The following is an 18434-nucleotide window of genomic DNA, read 5'->3' as shown; positions in this document are numbered from 1 at the left end:
CAAATATTGATTAACAATCTGAATTCAAGCCGATGAGGAAATGGCAGTATGAAAAACCGTATGCTAGATACAATCGTTTCCGATGTACGAAAATGTACGATCTGTGAAAGTGCACTTCCAATGGGCGCGAGACCTGTATTACAAGTTGATACGCAAGCCAAAATACTGATTGCAGGGCAAGCACCGGGGATTCGCGTGCATGAATCAGGTATTCCATTTACTGACCCAAGTGGTGATCGTTTACGCCAATGGATGGGCATTGATAGCGACACGTTTTATGACGCTACTAAAATAGCGATACTACCGATGGGATTCTGTTATCCGGGAACGGGGAAGTCGGGCGACCTGCCGCCGAGACCTGAATGTGCTAAAGTATGGCGAACCGAAATACTCGCTGCCATGCCGAATATTGAGTTGATACTGGTTATCGGTATTTATGCGCAAAAATGGCATATGGGTGAGGTAAAACAAAAAAATTTAACTGAAACAGTGAGAAGTTGGCGTGATTACTGGCCTGAACTATTACCCTTACCGCACCCTAGTCCACGTAATAATATTTGGCTGAAGAAGAACCCTTGGTTTGAGCAAGAAGTGATCCCGCATTTACAAGATCGAGTGGTGCTATTAGTTGGCGATTAGTTGTCGAGACTTACCTCATCGCCACTCACTTCCAAGTTAGCTAAAATGACCAAGTATTCGCTGGTATTGAGAGGAATTAACGAGGCAGAATAGTTGTTTGTGCCTCGTTACGAGCTATGTGATTAATGGTAAGAAATTAGTGTTTCGTTTGCACACCGTTACGTACCATTTCTTTACCATTTTCATAAACTTCGTCAGTGACATAACGTGCTAGCAGTAGACTTTGGTTATCATCAAATACAGCGACAAAGTGACGACCATCTTTGGTATTTGTTGCCATACCTACACCAGCCACACCTTGCAGACCTAAACCACCATTTTCAATGCTTAGTAGAAAAGTTTCAAGCTCTTTTAAATTATCAATGACATCATATTCGTTATTCATTTTTATTGTCTACCTTGTAACATGCTATTGCTACCTGTTCACAGGGAGCAAGCATTTATTATAATATATCGTGTACTTTACAGATTTAAATCGATGATTTAAAGCCTTGCCGCGCTTTAATCCTTGCTGCTCAAGCTGTAATCAGCAGTGTGGAGGGTTATCTGCATTTGCCATACCCGATAACATCACTATTCTTAATGCATAACCATTTGATTCAATGAACACAAACAAGTGGATTAATTAAACACAAACAGGTTGATTGAATAAGCAGCAGTACATCATGAGGAAGTTATGAAGATATTGGTCGCGGTAAAGCGGGTTGTAGATCATAAGGTCAACGTTAGGGTGAAAGCGGATGAAACGGGCATTGAAGACGCGAATGTAAAAATGGCGATCAATCCATTTTGTGAAATTGCGATTGAACAAGCGGTGCGCTTTAAAGATCAGGATACGGCTACTGAAGTTGTGTTAGTTTGTATTGGTCGTAAAGAGGCTGATGTGCAGTTGCGGGCGGGGCTTGCATTAGGTGCAGACCGGGCCATTCTAATAAAAGTAGACGAAGAGGTGCAATCCCTTGATGTTGCTAAGTTATTACATAAAGTTGTGCAAGAAGAGTTACCCGATCTAGTACTGTTGGGTAAACAAGCTATCGATACTGATAACAACCAAACTGGGCAGATGTTAGCGGCGCTTACTAATATGCCTCAAGGTACGTTTGCTTCAAATATAGTCTTTACTGTCCCCAATAAAATCAAAGTGACGCGTGAAGTCGATGGTGGCTTAGTCACGCTAGCCTTAAATTTACCTGCGGTTATCAGCGTAGATCTACGCTTAAATACCCCGCGTTATGCCTCACTGCCGAATATAATGAAAGCTAAGCGTAAAGTTATCACGGTGACGTCTCCTGAGACGATGGGGTTTAGCTTATCGCCACGACTAACCACACTAAAAGTCGAAACGCCAGCTGTGCGTCAAACTGGGATTAAAGTGGCAGATGTCGATGAGCTGGTGGATAAACTACAACAGGCAAAGGTGATTTAAATGGCGATTTTGATAGTCGCAGAGCATGACAACCACACTCTGCAAGCCGCTACGTTAAATGTATTAACCGCCGCAGCAGAGATTGCAACGCATACTAATAACAGTGAATTGCACTTACTTATCATAGGCCATGACTGTCAAGCTGCTGTGGATATGGCACAGGGCATTGCTGGATTGAGTCAAATACTGGTTGTCGATGATCAAATATATCAATACCCGTTAGCAGAGAACATCGCCCCGCTAATTGTTTCCTTGTTTCAGGGTCAAGATCCAAACCAAGATCGTGGACAGTATAGTCACATCATCACCTCTGCAGGCACTACAGGTAAAGACTATCAACCCAGAGTCGCCGCCTTATTAGACGTCGCGCAGATTTCAGATATCATCAGTGTTGAATCTGCTGATACCTTTAAACGACCTATCTATGCGGGCAATGCCATCGCCACGGTACAATCGAGTGATGCTATTCAAGTTATCACTGTTCGCAGTAGTGCGTTTTTACCCGCTCCATTAATTACAGGTAAGCAAGTACCTGTTGTTAAATTAACACCGCAAGCGAGCAGTGGAAAATCTGAATTTATTAAGGCGGAATTAACCCAATCATCGCGACCAGAATTGACCACTGCGAAGGTCGTTATTGCTGGTGGGCGAGGGATGCAAAATGCTGAAAATTTTGCCTTGCTCGATACGCTGGCCGATCAGCTTAATGCCGCTGTGGGCGCAAGTCGTGCTGCAGTAGATGCAGGATTTGTGGCGAATGATTTACAGATAGGGCAAACAGGGAAAATTGTCGCACCCGATCTGTATATAGCGATAGGTATCTCTGGCGCGATCCAACACATCGCTGGGATTACCGGCAGCAAGGTCATTGTTGCCATTAATAGTGATCCTGACGCGCCCATATTCGATATCGCAGATTATGGGTTAGTAGCCGATTTATTTGAGGTATTACCTGCGTTAACGGCAGCTCTAAAATCGAAATGTTAACTTAGACTCTGTTATCAAGCCGTTGCTATCCTGCTCATCGCCAATCGCGGTTGTCAAATACGTTTATTCAAACCGATAAGAGGTTGGAACAACAACGATACCACGTTCTGAAATAGTGAATCGAGCTGCGTCTTCTGCTGCATTAACTCCTATGTTGGTTCTTGGCGGAATTTTAACGTGCTTGTCGATAATACAATTTTTCAATTGGCAATATTCACCTACCTCGACATTATCAAACAAAATACTGGCAGATACCGTCGCGGCATCATTGATTTTAACATTAGCAGAAAGCACCGAGTTTTGTACGGAGCCACCGGTGATCAATACGCCATTGGAAATTAACGAGTTAATAAAGATGCCTTCATTGCCCGTTTCTGAAGAGGTTGTTCTTGCTGGTGGCAGTTGGCGTTCGTAGGTTCTTATCGCCCAATCACGCTGGTATAAATCTATCGGTGATACATGCTTTAACAGATCCATATTGGCTTGATACAAAGAGTCAATTGTCCCCACATCACGCCAGTAAGCATCCTTAGATACCCGGCCAGTACGGCCTGCAAACTTGTGAGCGTATACTTTATCTTTATCAATTAATTTCGGAATAATATCTTTACCAAAATCATGGTTTGAGTGTGGATTTTCAGCGTCTTGCTCTAACGCGTCGATTAACGCATCGGTGGTGAAAATATAGATCCCCATTGATGCGAGGCTTTTTTCTGGATCATTTGGTAGCGGGGTCGGCTGCTGAGGTTTTTCTGCAAAAGCGACGATTTTTTTAGTGTCATCTGTCGACATTACCCCAAAATCAGATGCTTCAGCAATGGGAACTTCCATACAGGCGATCGTTAAGTCTGCCCCATTTTCTTTGTGGCGTTGCAGCATCGGCGCGTAATCCATTCGGTAAATATGATCGCCGGAAAGCACCACCACATATTTAGCTTCACTGCGTGATAATAACCATAGGTTTTGATAAATAGCATCGGCCGTGCCGCTATACCATTTGTCTCCCTTACGCATTTGCGGTGGTACGACTGTCACGTATTCGCCGAGCTCAGGGTTAAAGATAGACCAACCATCACGTAGGTGCTTTTGCAGTGAGTGGGATTTATATTGCGTTAGGACCAGAATGCGTCTTAAACCAGAGTGAAGGCAATTGGTTAAGGTAAAATCGATAATGCGGTATTTACCACCGAAAGGAACAGCTGGTTTTGCTCTATTATCTGTTAGTGGTGAAAGGCGCGCGCCCATTCCGCCAGCGAGTACTACCGTTAATGTATCTTGCATATTTAAATCACTCCCTAATTCATTTTAAAAAGTCACGGGTAGGTATGCAGTATGTATATCAAAATTCGAGCCAAAAGTTAAATGTTTGAAACATAATAGTATTTATAAATGGTGATATATGTTTTCACCATACTAAAGCGGAGTTTAATGCTGGCTGCACCAAATTGGGGTTATATATCTTGATAGTTTTAAGCTATTAATGTTTTCGATTAAACCACTTTTTCTTTATCGTAAAATCACTCTATCCTTTATATATTGATTTATGACGGAGTGACCCAATGCAAAAAAGAGCATTAATTGTTGAAGGTGGTGGTATGCGCGGCATTTTTGCTAGTGGTGTATTAGACAGCTTTATGGATAAGGGATTTTTGCCTTATGATTTTGTTATTGGTGTCTCGGCTGGCGCGTCTAACTTGGTAGGATACCTTGCTAATGCGCCGCAACGTAGCTTCAATGTCATTACCAAGATGGCCACAGACAAAGCCTTTTTTAATCCGATTCGATTTGCCAAAGGCGGCAATCTCGTTGATGTAAAATGGCTATGGGAAGCATCGAGCGAGCGTTATCCAATTGATCATGACAAACTATTTAGCAATATTCCGATGTATGCCGCAGTCACAAATATTGATACTGGGCATGCTGATTACCATAGAATTAAGCCTGATACATTATCCAATGTACTTGAGGCCACAACTGCATTACCGATTGCTTATCGGGATACGCCTTGCTTTTCAGGCGGCTGCTATACTGATGGAGGCGTTGCTGACTCGATCCCTGTACGCAAAGCGTATCGATTGGGCGCGCGTGACATAACAGTGGTGCTTTCACATCCGCTTAGTTATAAAAAATCAGTAATTAAATATCCATGGCTGATAAAAAGACTGTTCTCTCAGCATCCGAATATCGCCAGTTCGATGATGGTAAGAGCGAACAATTATAACGAATCTCTCGAGTTCATAAAAAATCCACCACGTGACTTAACTATTCGTGTTATTGCGCCACCTGAAAACTTTGCAGTGAAAAGATTAACAATGAATCTGAGTACCCTAAATAAAGGTTATTTAATGGGTAAGCAAGCGGGTCAAGCACATATAAAAAACGTTTTTAATTAAAGTAATACCAGCCACATAAATCGAGATGAAGATAAAAGTAAAGTAGCAATAAAAAATTGTTTCTACAGTCATAAATAACATCGGTAAGGAATTGGATATGAGTAAGAAATTAACCACAGCAGCAGGTTGCCCTGTTGCGCATAATCAGAATGTACAAACCGCAGGTAAAAGAGGACCACAACTTTTACAAGATGTATGGTTTCTAGAAAAGCTTGCGCATTTTGATCGCGAAGTGATCCCTGAACGTCGCATGCATGCGAAAGGCTCTGGTGCGTATGGCACATTTACAGTGACACATGATATAACTCGATTTACTAAAGCGAAAATATTTTCGGCTATAGGTAAAAAAACAGAACTGTTTACGCGTTTTACCACGGTAGCGGGTGAACGTGGTGCCGCGGATGCTGAACGTGATATTCGTGGTTTTGCGATAAAGTTTTACACCGAAGAAGGTAACTGGGATCTGGTGGGTAATAATACTCCAGTATTTTTCTTACGCGATCCGCTTAAATTCCCAGATCTGAACCATGCGGTAAAACGCGATCCGCGCACCAACATGCGCAGTGCTAAGAACAACTGGGATTTTTGGACGTCATTACCGGAAGCATTACATCAAATCACGATTGTGATGAGTGATCGTGGTATTCCTGCGACATATCGACATATGCACGGATTTGGTAGCCACACGTTTAGTTTTATTAACAGTGATAATGAACGCTTTTGGGTTAAATTCCACTTCAAATCGCAGCAAGGTATTAAGAATTTATCTGATGCAGAATCAGAAACCTTAATTGGTAAAGACCGAGAAAGTCATCATCGAGACTTACTAGAAAGCATTGATAATCGTGATTTTCCCAAATGGACAATGCAAATCCAGATCATGCCTGAAGATGATGCGTCGAAAGTCCCTTACAACCCTTTCGATCTGACGAAAGTGTGGCCGCATAGCGATTACCCTTTGATTGAAGTGGGTGAGTTAGAGCTTAACCGCAATCCAGAGAATTTCTTTGCTGAAGTAGAGCAGTCTGCTTTTAATCCTGCAAGTGTAGTTCCTGGTATCAGTTTCTCACCGGACAAAATGTTACAAGGTCGCCTATTCTCATACGGTGATGCCCAGCGCTACCGTTTAGGTGTTAATCACCACAGTATTCCGGTTAATGCGCCACGTTGTCCAGTACACAGCTATCATCGAGATGGTGCCATGCGTGTTGATGGTAATCATGGTGGTACTGTGGGTTATGAACCCAATGATCAAGGCGAGTGGGCTGAACAACCTGACTTTTCTGAGCCGCCGTTAAGTCTTGATGGTGCTGCTGCGCACTGGGATCACCGAGAAGATGATGATTACTTTAGTCAGCCAGGGGATCTGTTCCGTCTGATGACGCCAGAGAAGCAAGCGGTATTGTTTGATAATACGGCGCGTAATATCAGCGGTGTTCCAGAAGAAATTCAGCTTCGACATTTAAGACATTGCTTTAAAGCGGATCCTGCTTATGCTCATGGTATTGCCAAGTTGCTGGGTATTGATGCGAGTAAATATAACAGCTAATATCTAGATTATGCATAAGTATTAGTAAAGATAAGGTGCATGGTTTGCACCTTATTTATTGAGTCATATTTTTTGGATTATTGTTAATAGAAAAGGCTTAATCACAAAAAATATTGTGTAATACATTAATCACTTTGGTCACATTATCATCATCTAATTGATAGTAGATGGTTTGCGCTTCACGCCGTGTTTTGACGTATTTCTCACGTCTCAACCACGCAAGGTGTTGTGATAAAGTCGATTGCGGGATCGGTATTAATTCATTAAGCGCTGATACGGACAGCTCACCTTGTTGCAATAAGCACAATATCATTAAGCGATGTTTGTTACTTAATGCTTTCATCAGAGATTCAGCTTTCGAGGCGTTTTTCTCAAATCGCTCCATGCTCATTTGTTCAGTCATAGTTAATCAATCTTTTGGCTTTGATAGCGCTATATTAACATAGTTAGAAATATACATCCCAAGCCCCATCGCAAATATAAATACCATGATCTTAGGATCGCCTGCGGAGACATTAACGATCGCGGGACCGGGACAAATACCTGAAATACCCCAGCCAATACCAAATAATCCTGCGCCAATGACAAGTCGGCGGTCTATCAATGTCTGCACCGGTAGGCTAAATTCGCTGGCAAATAACGGCTGTTTTAATTTTTGCTTTAAGACCCGATAAACTGGGATGAAAAGTAATAATGCCGAGCCCATGACCAAGGCCAAACTCGGGTCCCAATCGCCAGTAATATCAAGAAAGTTGAATATTTTATTCGGGTTTACCATCTGTGAGATAATTAAACCAATACCAAACAAGATACCGCTAAACAAGGCTATAAAGAGTTTCATTTTTTATCCTAACTTATGCTGTTTACAACAAACACAGTGATTACCGCTGTGCTCATAAAGATGATGGTTGCTACCAGTGAACGCGCAGAGAGTCGACCGATACCACAGATGCCGTGACCGCTGGTACAGCCCGAGCCAACTCTGGTGCCGATACCCACCAGTAAGCCGCCAATGATAATCGCAGCCCAACTGACATCAATGCTACTTGGTAATGAAAATCCGAGTAAAGCAGCAAAAAATGGACTTATCACTAGGCCGATAATAAACAGTATCCGCCAGTATTCGCTTGGTGCTCGGCTATTTTTTAATCCATAAAAAATACCGGAAATACCACTGAGCTTACCAATGCCAAAGAGCATGAGTAGCGCGGCAATGGATAATACCAGACCGCCTAAAATTGAGTCTAATAGGGTTAACTCCGTCATTTATTTATCCTCTGATTGTCGTATATAGACAGGTATTTTGAAAAATATTTGGTTGTGGCTATTGGGCTGGGGTAGTTGTCCGGCTTTAATATTCACTTGTAGTGCTGGGTATAACAGTCTTGGTACCGCCAAGTTTTTATCTCGAGCCTGCCTAATCGCAACAAAACTGTCTTGGGAAACATCATCACGAATATGGATATTCGATTTCTTACTCTCTGCTACTGTGGTTTGGAATTGCAATTCTCTGCCGTTGGGCTGGTAATCATGGCACATCCAAAGTTTGGTATTTTCAGGCAGTGAGTAGATCTGCATTATACTTTGGTATAATTCTGTCGCAGCACCACCAGGGAAATCACAGCGTGCTGAACCACTATCTGGCATGAATAAGGTATCGCCAATAAATGCATTATCTTCGATTAGATAGGTAACGCTGTCTTTAGTGTGCCCTGGTGTTGCAATGACGTTGATGGCGGTATCCCCAATATAAAGCACTTCATTGTGGTTAAGCAGTACGTCAAATTCTTGCCCCAAGACAGATACTTCATCATCACTTAAGGCCAAGAGGTCCTTAAAAACCTGCTGTGCTTGGGTGATATTTTTGCCAATCGCAATTTTACCGCCAAGCTGCGATCTTAAATAATATGATGCGGATAGATGATCTGCATGGGCGTGTGTTTCTAATATCCATTTCAGCGTTAGCTTGTTATTTTTTACAAATTCAATTTGAGAATCAGCAAAGTAAAAAGCAATGTTTCCAGAGTTATTTTCATAATCGATAGCACTATCAATGATTGCTGCATTGAGGCTATACGAGTCATAAACAACGTAACTTATTGTTGAAGTATCGTGGTGAAAAAACGGTTTAATAATAATGGCAGACATCTAAACCTCCTCTGGACTGTTTCTTACTACGCCTGAATATCGTACATTGTAAATATACGATATTCAAGCGTTGATATTAAAAAAGTGTAGAAAAATGTTCACTATTAATATTGTAGTTCAGCTAAATTAGCAAACAAGGCCAGCGCTTCTGGATTAGCGAGAGCATCTTGATTGGTTACAGCAATACCGTGCACTACGTTACGTACGGCTAATTCGACTATCTTACCACTGATGGTTTTGGGGATATCAGCCACCGCGATAATTTTAGCCGGTACGTGTCTGGGCGTGGTATTGGTGCTAATTACCTGTTTAATTTCGGCGATTAATTGTGGTTCTAACGCCACCCCTTCAGACAAACGCACAAACAAGACCACCCGTACATCATCATGCCATTCTTGACCGATGGCGATGGACTCTTGAATAGCCGCTAGTTTTTCAACTTGTCGGTATATTTCTGCAGTACCAATACGCACGCCGCTGGGATTTAATACCGCATCAGAGCGGCCGTGGATAATCACACCTACTTGCTCAATATAGATATCGTCTATGGCCTTACTTTCGGTGTCGAGAATGAGGTGCGGGGTATCTGATGTATCAACATAATGATAAATCAGCTCACCATAATCACCGTGCGCCCAGATATTGTCGAACTGGGCAAAGTAAGCATGATGGTATTTACGATCGCCGGGGTCTTGCCAAAATCTGGTTGGCATTGAAGGGAAGGGTTGTCGACAAACTAGATCGCCCTTGCCATGGCGCTGCGCTGTGTGTGATTGCGTTGTTATTTTTGTTGTAGCAACATCATCATTACGATTGATAAAAGCCACGTCCATGCCTAAACCGATACATTGCAGTTCACCGCGATACACAGGTAAGGTTGGCATACCTAACATAAAGCAGGAAATAATATCGGTACCACCACAAATACTGGATAGACAAATATCCTGTTTAATATGCTGATATATATAATCATAGCTTTCATGAGATAAGGTTGAACCGGTGGATAAAAGCGTTTTTAACTGACTCAGATTATAGGTTTGTGCTGGGCGTAATTGGGCTTTATCACAGGCGGAATAATATTTGGCACTGGCGCCGAAAATAGAAATTTGTTCGTTGTCAGCCAGCTCAAAAAGTACTTGCTGATGGGGGTGAAAGGGTGAACCGTCGAACAAGATTAAGGTTGCGCCTTGAGATAAGCTACTTACTAGCCAATTCCACATCATCCAGCCACAAGTGGTGTAATAAAAAATGCGGTCATCTACCTGCACGTCGGTATGTAAAGCCAGCTCTTTGACATGTTGTAATAGGGTTCCGCCGACACTGTGCACTATGCATTTGGGCATGCCTGTTGTGCCCGAGGAGTAAAGGATATAAAGCGGATCGCTAAAGGCCATCGGCTCGAAGGTTAAAGAGCGTGGAATTGCGGCGTAAAAATGTCGCCAGCTTGATAGCATGCTGTCATCTATAGCGGCCGGTTTTGCTACTGCATCTAAATAGGGGATGATGACAAGCTTGATTAATTGCGGTAACGATTTTGCAATCTCATTTACTTTTTCGGTAATATCAATTTTCTTACCGGCGTAGTGATAACCGTTGCAGGCGAATAGCAATTTAGGTTGGATCTGGGTGAACCTATCTAGCACCCCTTGATGGCCAAAATCTGGCGAGCACGAGGACCAGATAGCACCAATGCTGGTGGTTGCTAACATGGCGATAATGGCCTCGCTGCAATTGGGTAATATGCCCGCGATACGATCACCTTTTACAATGCCTAATTCGCGCATAGCGCCAGCTACTCGGGTGACATTTTCACGTAGTTGCTGATAGCTAAGTTGTGTTCGTCGACCATCTTCGCCGCAACTGATGATAGCGGGTTTATCTGGATTGGTATTAGCGCTGCTGTTGCTGCTCGATATATTATTAGGGAATAGCAGGTTTTCGGCAAAGTTTAATGTTGAATCAGGAAACCACTGACAATGATAAAAACAGTCATTTTGGACAAAAATACGCTTCAGATTAAAGTGACCTTTAAGTTTAAAAAAGCTGACCAGCGAGCGCCAGAATATGGCGGTATTATGGATACTCCATTGATGCAATTGTTGATAATGGACAAAGGTAAGGCTATATTCATCGCGTAAAAATTGCAGATAACGGGTGATGTTACTGTCGTCAATACGGGCTTGACTTGGAGACCAAAGTGGCACCGTTGGGGGTGTTGTCATTGTCACCTCATATCAGCGATTGAAAGCGTGCTTGTGCAGCGGGATAAGCCTGCGCTACTTTAGATCCATTGCCACGTTTTAAACGCTCACAAATAAAATTACCTACCGGTATTAATTTATTTAAATCGACGCCAGATTCAATGCCTAAACCGTTAAGCATATAAACCACATCTTCGGTAGCGACGTTACCTGACGCGCCTTGCGCATAAGGGCAGCCGCCTAAGCCTGCCACGGCACTGTCGATAACGCTTATTCCCAATTGTAAGGCGGCATAAATGTTCGCTAGAGCTTGGCCATAGGTATCATGAAAGTGGACGGCGAGTTGCTCTATGGGAACATATTGGGTTACGGCGTTTATCATGGTTTTTACTGCTTCGGGAGTGCCAACGCCAACCGTATCGCCAAGGCTTATTTGATAACAACCCATGTCCTGTAATTGCTGAGCGACTTTCGCTACTTTGTTAATACTGATATAGCCTTCGTACGGGCAACCAAGCGTACAAGAAATATAACCGCGAACAGGTAAACCAGCAGCGAGGGCTTGTTTAACCACAGGCTCAAATTGGCGTAATGACTCGGTAATGGAACAGTTAATATTTTTACGGCTAAAACTTTCTGATGCAGACCCGAAGATGGCTATTTCATCAACGTTTGCGGCGATAGCGGCATTTAAACCGATTAAATTGGGGGTGAGAGCAGAATAGGTTACCTTGTGATTACGTTTAATTCGCTTAAACAGTTCACTGCTATTGGCCATTTGAGGCACCCATTTGGGTGAAACAAAACTACCGGATTCGATCATGGTTAAGCCTGTGTGGCTGAGCATATTCACCAGTGACATTTTATCACTCAGGCTTATTTCTATTTCATTTTGCAGACCGTCACGCGGGCCGACTTCGACAATCTTAACCTTATCTGGTAGCTGATGTCCTTTGTCATATCGTTGCGGTTCTTTGTCAGAGAGTAGAGATGCCATTAGGCTTGTTCCTTGCTATCAAGTATTAGGGAAGGGGTTAACTGTATTAATTCAGCACCATCTTCGACCATGTCTCCTTCTTGATAACACACGGTGGTAATTGTGCCTGCTACAGGAGCGATAATATTGCATTCCATCTTCATCGCTTCCATCACGACTAAAGGTTCACCAGCGTCGACAACTTGTTCTGCTTGGCAAAGCACGCTGACGATAACGCCATGCATTGGTGCGGTTATTCTTGTTTCCTGTTCATTATCAATATTAGCTGGTAAGGGCTTGTTTTGCATTGTTGATTGGCGAACCAGTACGCTACTGTTACCGGCATAAAATACGGTGATGTGTAATGCCGATATCACCACGGTAGCCTTGATTCTATGACCATCGATAAATGCAGTAAGTTCATGTTCATCAAGTTTACCGCTGAGCAAATAACCTGAGTTTGTTGTGTGCGCGGGCATCTTATTGTCATTAATCTGAACTTGGTAACCTTGTGGCTGAGTCGTCAACGTGAGAGAGTAGGTATCATTGTCAGTATTCTTATCGCTATTTTTAGTCGCTAATTTTACAGTATTAATAGCTGGTTGATTTAAACGCCAGCCTGTTGTTTGCGCCCAAGGCGAGTGTGGATCATTATTGCCGTTATACGGTAGATTAAGATGTTGTGTTTCTTGTGACCGCTGCGATAGCTGTGCTAATGCTTGGTTTTGCAGCTGTAATGCCAGTGCAGCTAAGAGTAAATTGTAGTCAAGATTAACGGCTGTTGGTGCTAATGCTGCTGCGTGAATCTGTAGAAAATCAGTGTTCAGATTTGCACTTTGTAATGCGGGAATTTGTACTAGTTGAGTTAAAAAACCAATGTTAGTTTTAATGCCGGCTATCTTATAGTTCGATAAGGCATCTTGTAGGCGCGCAATGGCCAGGTCGCGGTTGTGATCCCAGACGATTAACTTGGCAATCATAGGGTCGTAATAGGGGCTGATCTCATCCCCTTGCATAACACCAGTATCAATACGTACATGTTTTGACGTTTGCGGTAGGTTCAAGTAACTAATATTACCACTGACAGGCATAAAATCATTATCAGGATCTTCAGCATAAATACGCACTTCAATCGCATGACCGCTGATGTTAACCTGGGCTTGGCTGAGTGGTAATGCAACGCCGTTAGCAATATGCAGTTGCCATTCGACAAGGTCTAATCCGGTGATCATCTCTGTGACGGGGTGCTCGACTTGCAAACGAGTATTCATCTCCATGAAATAGAATTGACCTTGCTCGTCGTATAAAAATTCGACCGTGCCGGCACCTTGATAATTGATCGCTTTGGCTGCCTTAACCGCCGCTTCGCCCATGGCTATTTGTGTGGCAATGGGTAATGCCGGAGCTGGGGCTTCTTCGAGGATTTTTTGATGGCGGCGTTGGATAGAACAATCACGCTGAGACAGATAAATGCAATTGCCGTGGTTGTCGCTGAATATTTGAATTTCGACGTGACGAGTCTTGGTTAAATAGCGCTCGATGAGCATGTCGTCATTGCCAAAACTGGCCATTGCTTCGCGCTTAGTGGCAGCGAGTGCTTGGCTAAACTCCTCGGCATGATAGACAATGCGCATGCCTTTACCACCACCGCCGTACACGGCTTTGAGCAGCTGTGGATAGCCAACTTGTAACGAGTTATTTTTAAGTATCTGTTGATCTTGGGCTTTACCATGATAACCGGGAACAAGCGGTACATCTGCTGTCGCCATAATTGCTTTGGCCGCACTTTTACTGCCCATGGTTCTGATCGCTTCGACACTTGGGCCAATGAAGATTAAACCTTGTTGGGCACAGGCTTGGGCAAATGCTGCGTTTTCAGATAAGAAACCGTAACCGGGGTGAATGGCTTGCACACCGGCGTTTTGGGCAATGGTGAGTATCCGTTGGCTATTAAGGTAAGATTCAGTTGCTGGCGCAGGCCCTAAATAAAACGCTTCATCAGCCATGCGAACGTGACGCGCGTTGCTGTCAGCGGCAGAGTAAACAGCGACACATTTAATGCCTAGACGCTGCGCTGTCGTTATTATGCGGCAGGCGATTTCACCACGATTAGCGATAAGCAGTTTATCAAAGGAGATCGGTTGAGCCATTAATACCTGATGCGACATAGGCGTTATTCCTTGCTCCAGTCGGGTTTGCGTTTATTCAGAAATGCATCTAACCCTTCCTGTGCTTCGTTAGATACTCGAATTGCAGCGATTCGCTGACTGGTATCAGCAATTAATGTGTCATTGATGGCATGATTGCTAATATCATGCAGCAGCGATTTTACTGCTTGCATCGCGGCGGGGCTATTGTTGAGTAAGGTGTCAGTGAATGGCGCAGCGAGTTTATCTAAATCATCACCAAGCTGGTGGATTAAACCATATTCAAGCGCTTGCTCTGAGTTAAATGACTCACCAGTTAAGCAATAGCGTCGGGCTTGTCTTACTCCCATCGCGGCGACGACATAAGGACTTATTACCGCTGGAATAAGGCCTATTTTTACTTCACTTAAGCAGAATTTAGCCGTTGCTGTCGCCAACGCAATGTCGCAGCAGGCCACTAGACCTATAGCACCACCAAAGCAAGCCCCTTGCACTAGTACTATTGTCGGTTTGGGGAATTGATTTAAGTGGTCCATTAGTTTAGCCAACTTTCCTGCGTCAGCAAGATTCTCTTGGTAGCCTAATCTGACGACATCTTTCATCCAATTTATGTCGGCGCCAGCACAAAAATGTTCGCCCTGAGCGCGTAATAACAATATACGCACAGCGGGATCATGCTTTAAGACCGCGAGTGTTGTTAGCAGATGATTAACCGTGTCCACGTTAAACGCATTACGTACATTAGGCCTTGTTAGGGTGATTGTGGCGATACCGCGAACATCAATAGCTGTGTGGAAATGCTGTGCATTGATGATGTTTAACTGGTCTGAGTTATGTGTCATTCAAGGATCCTAACGCTGTGTTTTAAATGATGTGGTATATATAAAAGTTACATCCTGAAAATACCAAACTGAGTATCCTGAATGGGGGCGTTCAGTGCCGCAGATATCGCTAATCCCAGTATTTTTCGGGTTTGTAATGGGTCGATGATCCCGTCATCCCACAATCGCGCGCTGGCATAATAAGGATCGCCTTGGGTTTCGTATTGCTTGATGATGGGAGCTTTGAATCGAGCTTCTTCGTCAGTGGTCATCGTTTTATTATTACGTGCTAAACCGTCTTTTTTGACTTGGCTTAAGACACTGGCTGCTTGTTCGCCACCCATGACCGAGATCCTGGCATTCGGCCATATCCATAATAAAGTGGGGTCGTAAGCGCGGCCGCACATACCATAATTACCTGCGCCATAACTGCCGCCAATGATGACGGTAAACTTAGGCACCTGAGCGCAAGATACGGCGGCGACCATTTTAGCCCCATGTTTGGCAATACCTTCTGCTTCATATTTTTTACCCACCATAAAACCGGTGATATTTTGCAGGAACACTAGCGGGATCTTACGCTTGCAACACAACTGAATAAAATGCGCGCCCTTTTGGGCTGACTCAGAAAATAAGATACCGTTATTGGCGATAATCCCCACGGGATAACCATGGATACGAGCAAAACCACACACCAACGTTGTGCCGTAGTATTGTTTAAACTCATCGAATTCAGAGCTGTCCACAATGCGGGCGATGACTTCTTTGACATCAAATTGTTTTTTCAAATCGGTGCCGACAATGCCGTATAACTCTAGGCTGTCGTATAGTGGTGGCACACTGGGATAGACGGTTAAATCAGGACGTTTAACGTGATTAATATTGGCGATGGCTTGGCGAACCAGCTGTAATGCATGGGCATCATCTTGAGCATAGTGATCTGCAACCCCCGATATTTTACAATGCACATCTGCGCCACCGAGCGCTTCTGCACTGACTTCTTCACCGGTGGCTGCTTTCACTAATGGCGGGCCAGCTAAGAAGATAGTACCTTGGTTTTTAACGATAATTGATTCGTCTGCCATCGCTGGAACATACGCGCCCCCCGCGGTACATAGCCCCATGACCGAGGCTATTTGCGGAATACCTTTAGCAGACATATTGGCTTGATTAAAGAAGATCCGGCCAAAGTGGTCACGGTCGGGAAAGACTTCATCTTGCTGAGGTAAAAATGCCCCCCCAGAGTCGACCAAATAGATACAGGGTAGACAGCAGCGTTCGGCAACTTCTTGGGCGCGTAAATGCTTTTTGACGGTTAAAGGGTAATAAGTACCGCCTTTAACGGTGGCATCGTTAGCAATGATCATACATTCAATACCGTTAACTCGACCAATACCAGCAACCACACCTGCAGCTGGTACGGCGTCTGGATAATACTGCCAAGCGGCAAATTGACCGAGTTCGAGTAACGGTGAACCGGGATCGAGTAACGCATCGATACGTTCACGGGCGAGCATTTTTCCGCGGGCTAAATGGCGCTGTTGGGCAATTTCACCGCCACCTTGCTTCACTTGTGCTAAATTGCGTTCAAGTTGCTTAACAAGATCCGCCATAGCTTGCTGTTTGGCAATAAAAGTAGGGTGTTGGATGTTAACGCTAGAGCCTATCTTAGCCATGTTCGCTACGCTCCTGATTCATTAAATAGCTCTCGACCAATCAACATGCGGCGCATTTCTGATGTACCAGCCCCAATCTCATAAAGTTTGGCATCACGGAGTAAACGACCTGCAGGGTATTCGTTACTGTAGCCATTACCGCCTAATAATTGGATTGTATCGAGCGCCATTTTGGTGGCGAGTTCGGCGCAGTATAAGATAACTCCCGCACAATCTTTACGGCTGGCTTCACCATTGTCACATGCCCGTGCAACTGTGTAGGTATAGGATTTAGCGGCGTTCATCTGACTGTACATGTCGGCAATCTTGGCCTGTACAAGTTGGAATTCACCAATGGCTTTACCAAATTGATGACGTTGGTGGATATATGGCACAGCAAGATCCATGCAGGCATCCATGATCCCGAGCGGTCCTCCGGTGAGTACTAGACGTTCGTAATCAAGGCCACTCATCAGCACTTGCACTCCTTGATTGAGTTTGCCAAGGATATTGTCTTTTGGCACTCGGCAATGCTGGAAGACTAACTCACAGGTATTGGATCCGCGCATGCCGAGTTTATCGAGTTTTTGCGCTTGGCTAAATCCCGCAGATCCTCGCTCAACGATAAACGCGGTAATACCGTGGCTGTTTAATTCGGGGGCTGTTTTTGCGTAAACAATATAGGTACTCGCTTCGGGGCCGTTGGTTATCCACATCTTATTGCCGTTTAATACGTAGTCATCACCGTCTAATACCGCACTTAGCTTCATTGATACCACGTCAGATCCGGCGTTAGGTTCTGTCATGGCAAGCGCGCCTACGTGTTCACCACTAACAAGCTTGGGTAGATATTGTTGTTTTTGCTGTTGGTTACCGTGTCGATAAATTTGATTAACGCAGAGATTAGAATGAGCACCATAGCTGAGTCCGACTGAGGCCGAGGCGCGACTAATTTCTTGCATGGCAATAACATGAGCGAGATAACTCATATTAACGCCGCCGTATTCTTCGCTGATGGTGATGCCTAATAATCCCATATCACCAAACTTTTGCCACATATCTGCGGGAAATAAATTATCTTCATCTATTTTCGCTGCGCGTGGCGCGATCTCATCACTGGCAAAAGCGCTGACACTGTCGCGGAGTAGGTCGATGGTTTCACCAAGGGCAAAGTTAAGTGATGAGTAGGCGTTTGGCATCTGTGTTCCTTATTCGGGACTCTATGACGGACTACTGCAGTCAGAATTACTCAAGAGTAGTTAAGAGTCAGTCAAAAGTAGTCAGCGAATTAATCTTGTCTTTCATTAGTTTGAGTATGGTCGTTAACGAGGGGGTTGCCAATTTGGAACGCGAGATATGTAGTTAGACATTTAGTTTAATAATTGCATTTATAGTTTAATTATTAAACGTTACTTTAAGGTTTACAGTGAAACTAAAGAAAATGTTGTTAATGTGACTTAGATCTCTATACAATTCTCATCCGGCCAGAACC

At 43.8% G+C, this 18434-nt stretch carries 17 protein-coding genes; 5 read left to right on the top strand and 12 right to left on the bottom strand.

What is annotated here, in order from left to right; all coding sequences use genetic code 11:
• The first annotated feature begins 48 nt into the window (after window positions 1-48).
• Complete coding sequence (locus QNK26_RS13370; RefSeq protein WP_319223738.1) at window positions 49-639, top strand: uracil-DNA glycosylase family protein; 591 nt, start codon at window positions 49-51, stop codon at window positions 637-639.
• A gap of 136 nt (window positions 640-775) precedes the next feature.
• On the opposite strand, the gene QNK26_RS13365 is transcribed toward QNK26_RS13370, so the two are convergent.
• On the bottom strand, window positions 776-1024 hold the full coding sequence (locus QNK26_RS13365) for a hypothetical protein (protein WP_319223736.1): 249 nt from the start codon (window positions 1022-1024) through the stop codon (window positions 776-778).
• A gap of 291 nt (window positions 1025-1315) precedes the next feature.
• Between QNK26_RS13365 and QNK26_RS13360 the strand changes: the two genes are divergently transcribed.
• Window positions 1316-2065, top strand: coding sequence for an electron transfer flavoprotein subunit beta/FixA family protein (locus tag QNK26_RS13360; protein WP_319223733.1), 750 nt, complete (start codon window positions 1316-1318; stop codon window positions 2063-2065).
• Window positions 2066-3052 carry an electron transfer flavoprotein subunit alpha/FixB family protein gene (locus QNK26_RS13355; RefSeq protein WP_319223732.1) on the top strand — a complete coding sequence of 329 codons (987 nt, stop codon included), beginning with the start codon at window positions 2066-2068 and terminating at the stop codon, window positions 3050-3052.
• A gap of 63 nt (window positions 3053-3115) precedes the next feature.
• On the opposite strand, the gene glgC is transcribed toward QNK26_RS13355, so the two are convergent.
• Complete coding sequence (gene glgC, locus QNK26_RS13350) at window positions 3116-4333, bottom strand: glucose-1-phosphate adenylyltransferase (protein WP_319223730.1); 1218 nt, start codon at window positions 4331-4333, stop codon at window positions 3116-3118.
• Window positions 4334-4611: 278 nt separating this feature from the next.
• On the opposite strand from glgC, the gene QNK26_RS13345 reads away from it, so the two are divergent.
• Complete coding sequence (locus tag QNK26_RS13345) at window positions 4612-5445, top strand: patatin family protein (protein ID WP_319223728.1); 834 nt, start codon at window positions 4612-4614, stop codon at window positions 5443-5445.
• A 91-nt stretch (window positions 5446-5536) separates the two neighbouring features.
• Entirely contained in the window at window positions 5537-6994 is a 1458-nt protein-coding gene (locus tag QNK26_RS13340; protein WP_319223726.1) for a catalase, read from the top strand.
• 97 nt (window positions 6995-7091) lie between these two features.
• Here QNK26_RS13340 and QNK26_RS13335 read toward each other — a convergent pair whose 3' ends face one another.
• The 10 genes from QNK26_RS13335 to QNK26_RS13290 form a co-directional block, all read right to left on the bottom strand.
• Window positions 7092-7397 carry a metalloregulator ArsR/SmtB family transcription factor gene (locus QNK26_RS13335; RefSeq protein ID WP_319223723.1) on the bottom strand — a complete coding sequence of 102 codons (306 nt, stop codon included), beginning with the start codon at window positions 7395-7397 and terminating at the stop codon, window positions 7092-7094.
• Window positions 7398-7403: 6 nt separating this feature from the next.
• Window positions 7404-7835 carry a DUF6691 family protein gene (locus tag QNK26_RS13330; protein ID WP_319223722.1) on the bottom strand — a complete coding sequence of 144 codons (432 nt, stop codon included), beginning with the start codon at window positions 7833-7835 and terminating at the stop codon, window positions 7404-7406.
• An 8-nt stretch (window positions 7836-7843) separates the two neighbouring features.
• On the bottom strand, window positions 7844-8260 hold the full coding sequence (locus QNK26_RS13325; protein ID WP_319223719.1) for a YeeE/YedE family protein: 417 nt from the start codon (window positions 8258-8260) through the stop codon (window positions 7844-7846).
• Window positions 8261-9142 (bottom strand): MBL fold metallo-hydrolase, encoded by an 882-nt coding sequence (locus QNK26_RS13320; RefSeq protein WP_319223718.1) that lies wholly within the window; start codon window positions 9140-9142, stop codon window positions 8261-8263.
• Between the two features lie 104 nt (window positions 9143-9246).
• A complete protein-coding gene (locus QNK26_RS13315; protein WP_319223715.1) occupies window positions 9247-11364 on the bottom strand; it encodes an acetoacetate--CoA ligase in 2118 nt (705 codons plus the stop codon).
• Between the two features lie 7 nt (window positions 11365-11371).
• Complete coding sequence (locus tag QNK26_RS13310; RefSeq protein WP_319223712.1) at window positions 11372-12340, bottom strand: hydroxymethylglutaryl-CoA lyase; 969 nt, start codon at window positions 12338-12340, stop codon at window positions 11372-11374.
• Window positions 12340-14487 (bottom strand): acetyl-CoA carboxylase biotin carboxylase subunit, encoded by a 2148-nt coding sequence (locus tag QNK26_RS13305; protein ID WP_319223709.1) that lies wholly within the window; start codon window positions 14485-14487, stop codon window positions 12340-12342. The genes QNK26_RS13310 and QNK26_RS13305 overlap by 1 nt, the downstream gene beginning before the upstream one ends.
• A 5-nt stretch (window positions 14488-14492) precedes the next feature.
• On the bottom strand, window positions 14493-15308 hold the full coding sequence (locus QNK26_RS13300; RefSeq protein ID WP_319223707.1) for an enoyl-CoA hydratase-related protein: 816 nt from the start codon (window positions 15306-15308) through the stop codon (window positions 14493-14495).
• Window positions 15309-15355: 47 nt separating this feature from the next.
• The gene (locus QNK26_RS13295) at window positions 15356-16963 is read right to left on the bottom strand and encodes a carboxyl transferase domain-containing protein (protein ID WP_319223706.1); all 1608 of its coding nucleotides are present in this window, start codon (window positions 16961-16963) and stop codon (window positions 15356-15358) included.
• 5 nt (window positions 16964-16968) lie between these two features.
• Complete coding sequence (locus QNK26_RS13290) at window positions 16969-18141, bottom strand: isovaleryl-CoA dehydrogenase (protein WP_319223704.1); 1173 nt, start codon at window positions 18139-18141, stop codon at window positions 16969-16971.
• Window positions 18142-18434 lie beyond the last annotated feature (293 nt).

The sequence above is a fragment of the Moritella sp. genome (genome assembly GCF_033791185.1).
Classification (GTDB): Bacteria; Pseudomonadota; Gammaproteobacteria; order Enterobacterales; family Moritellaceae; genus Moritella.
The sequence above is the reverse complement of the archived record's forward strand: the minus strand, read 5'-3'. Positions and strand labels throughout refer to the sequence as shown.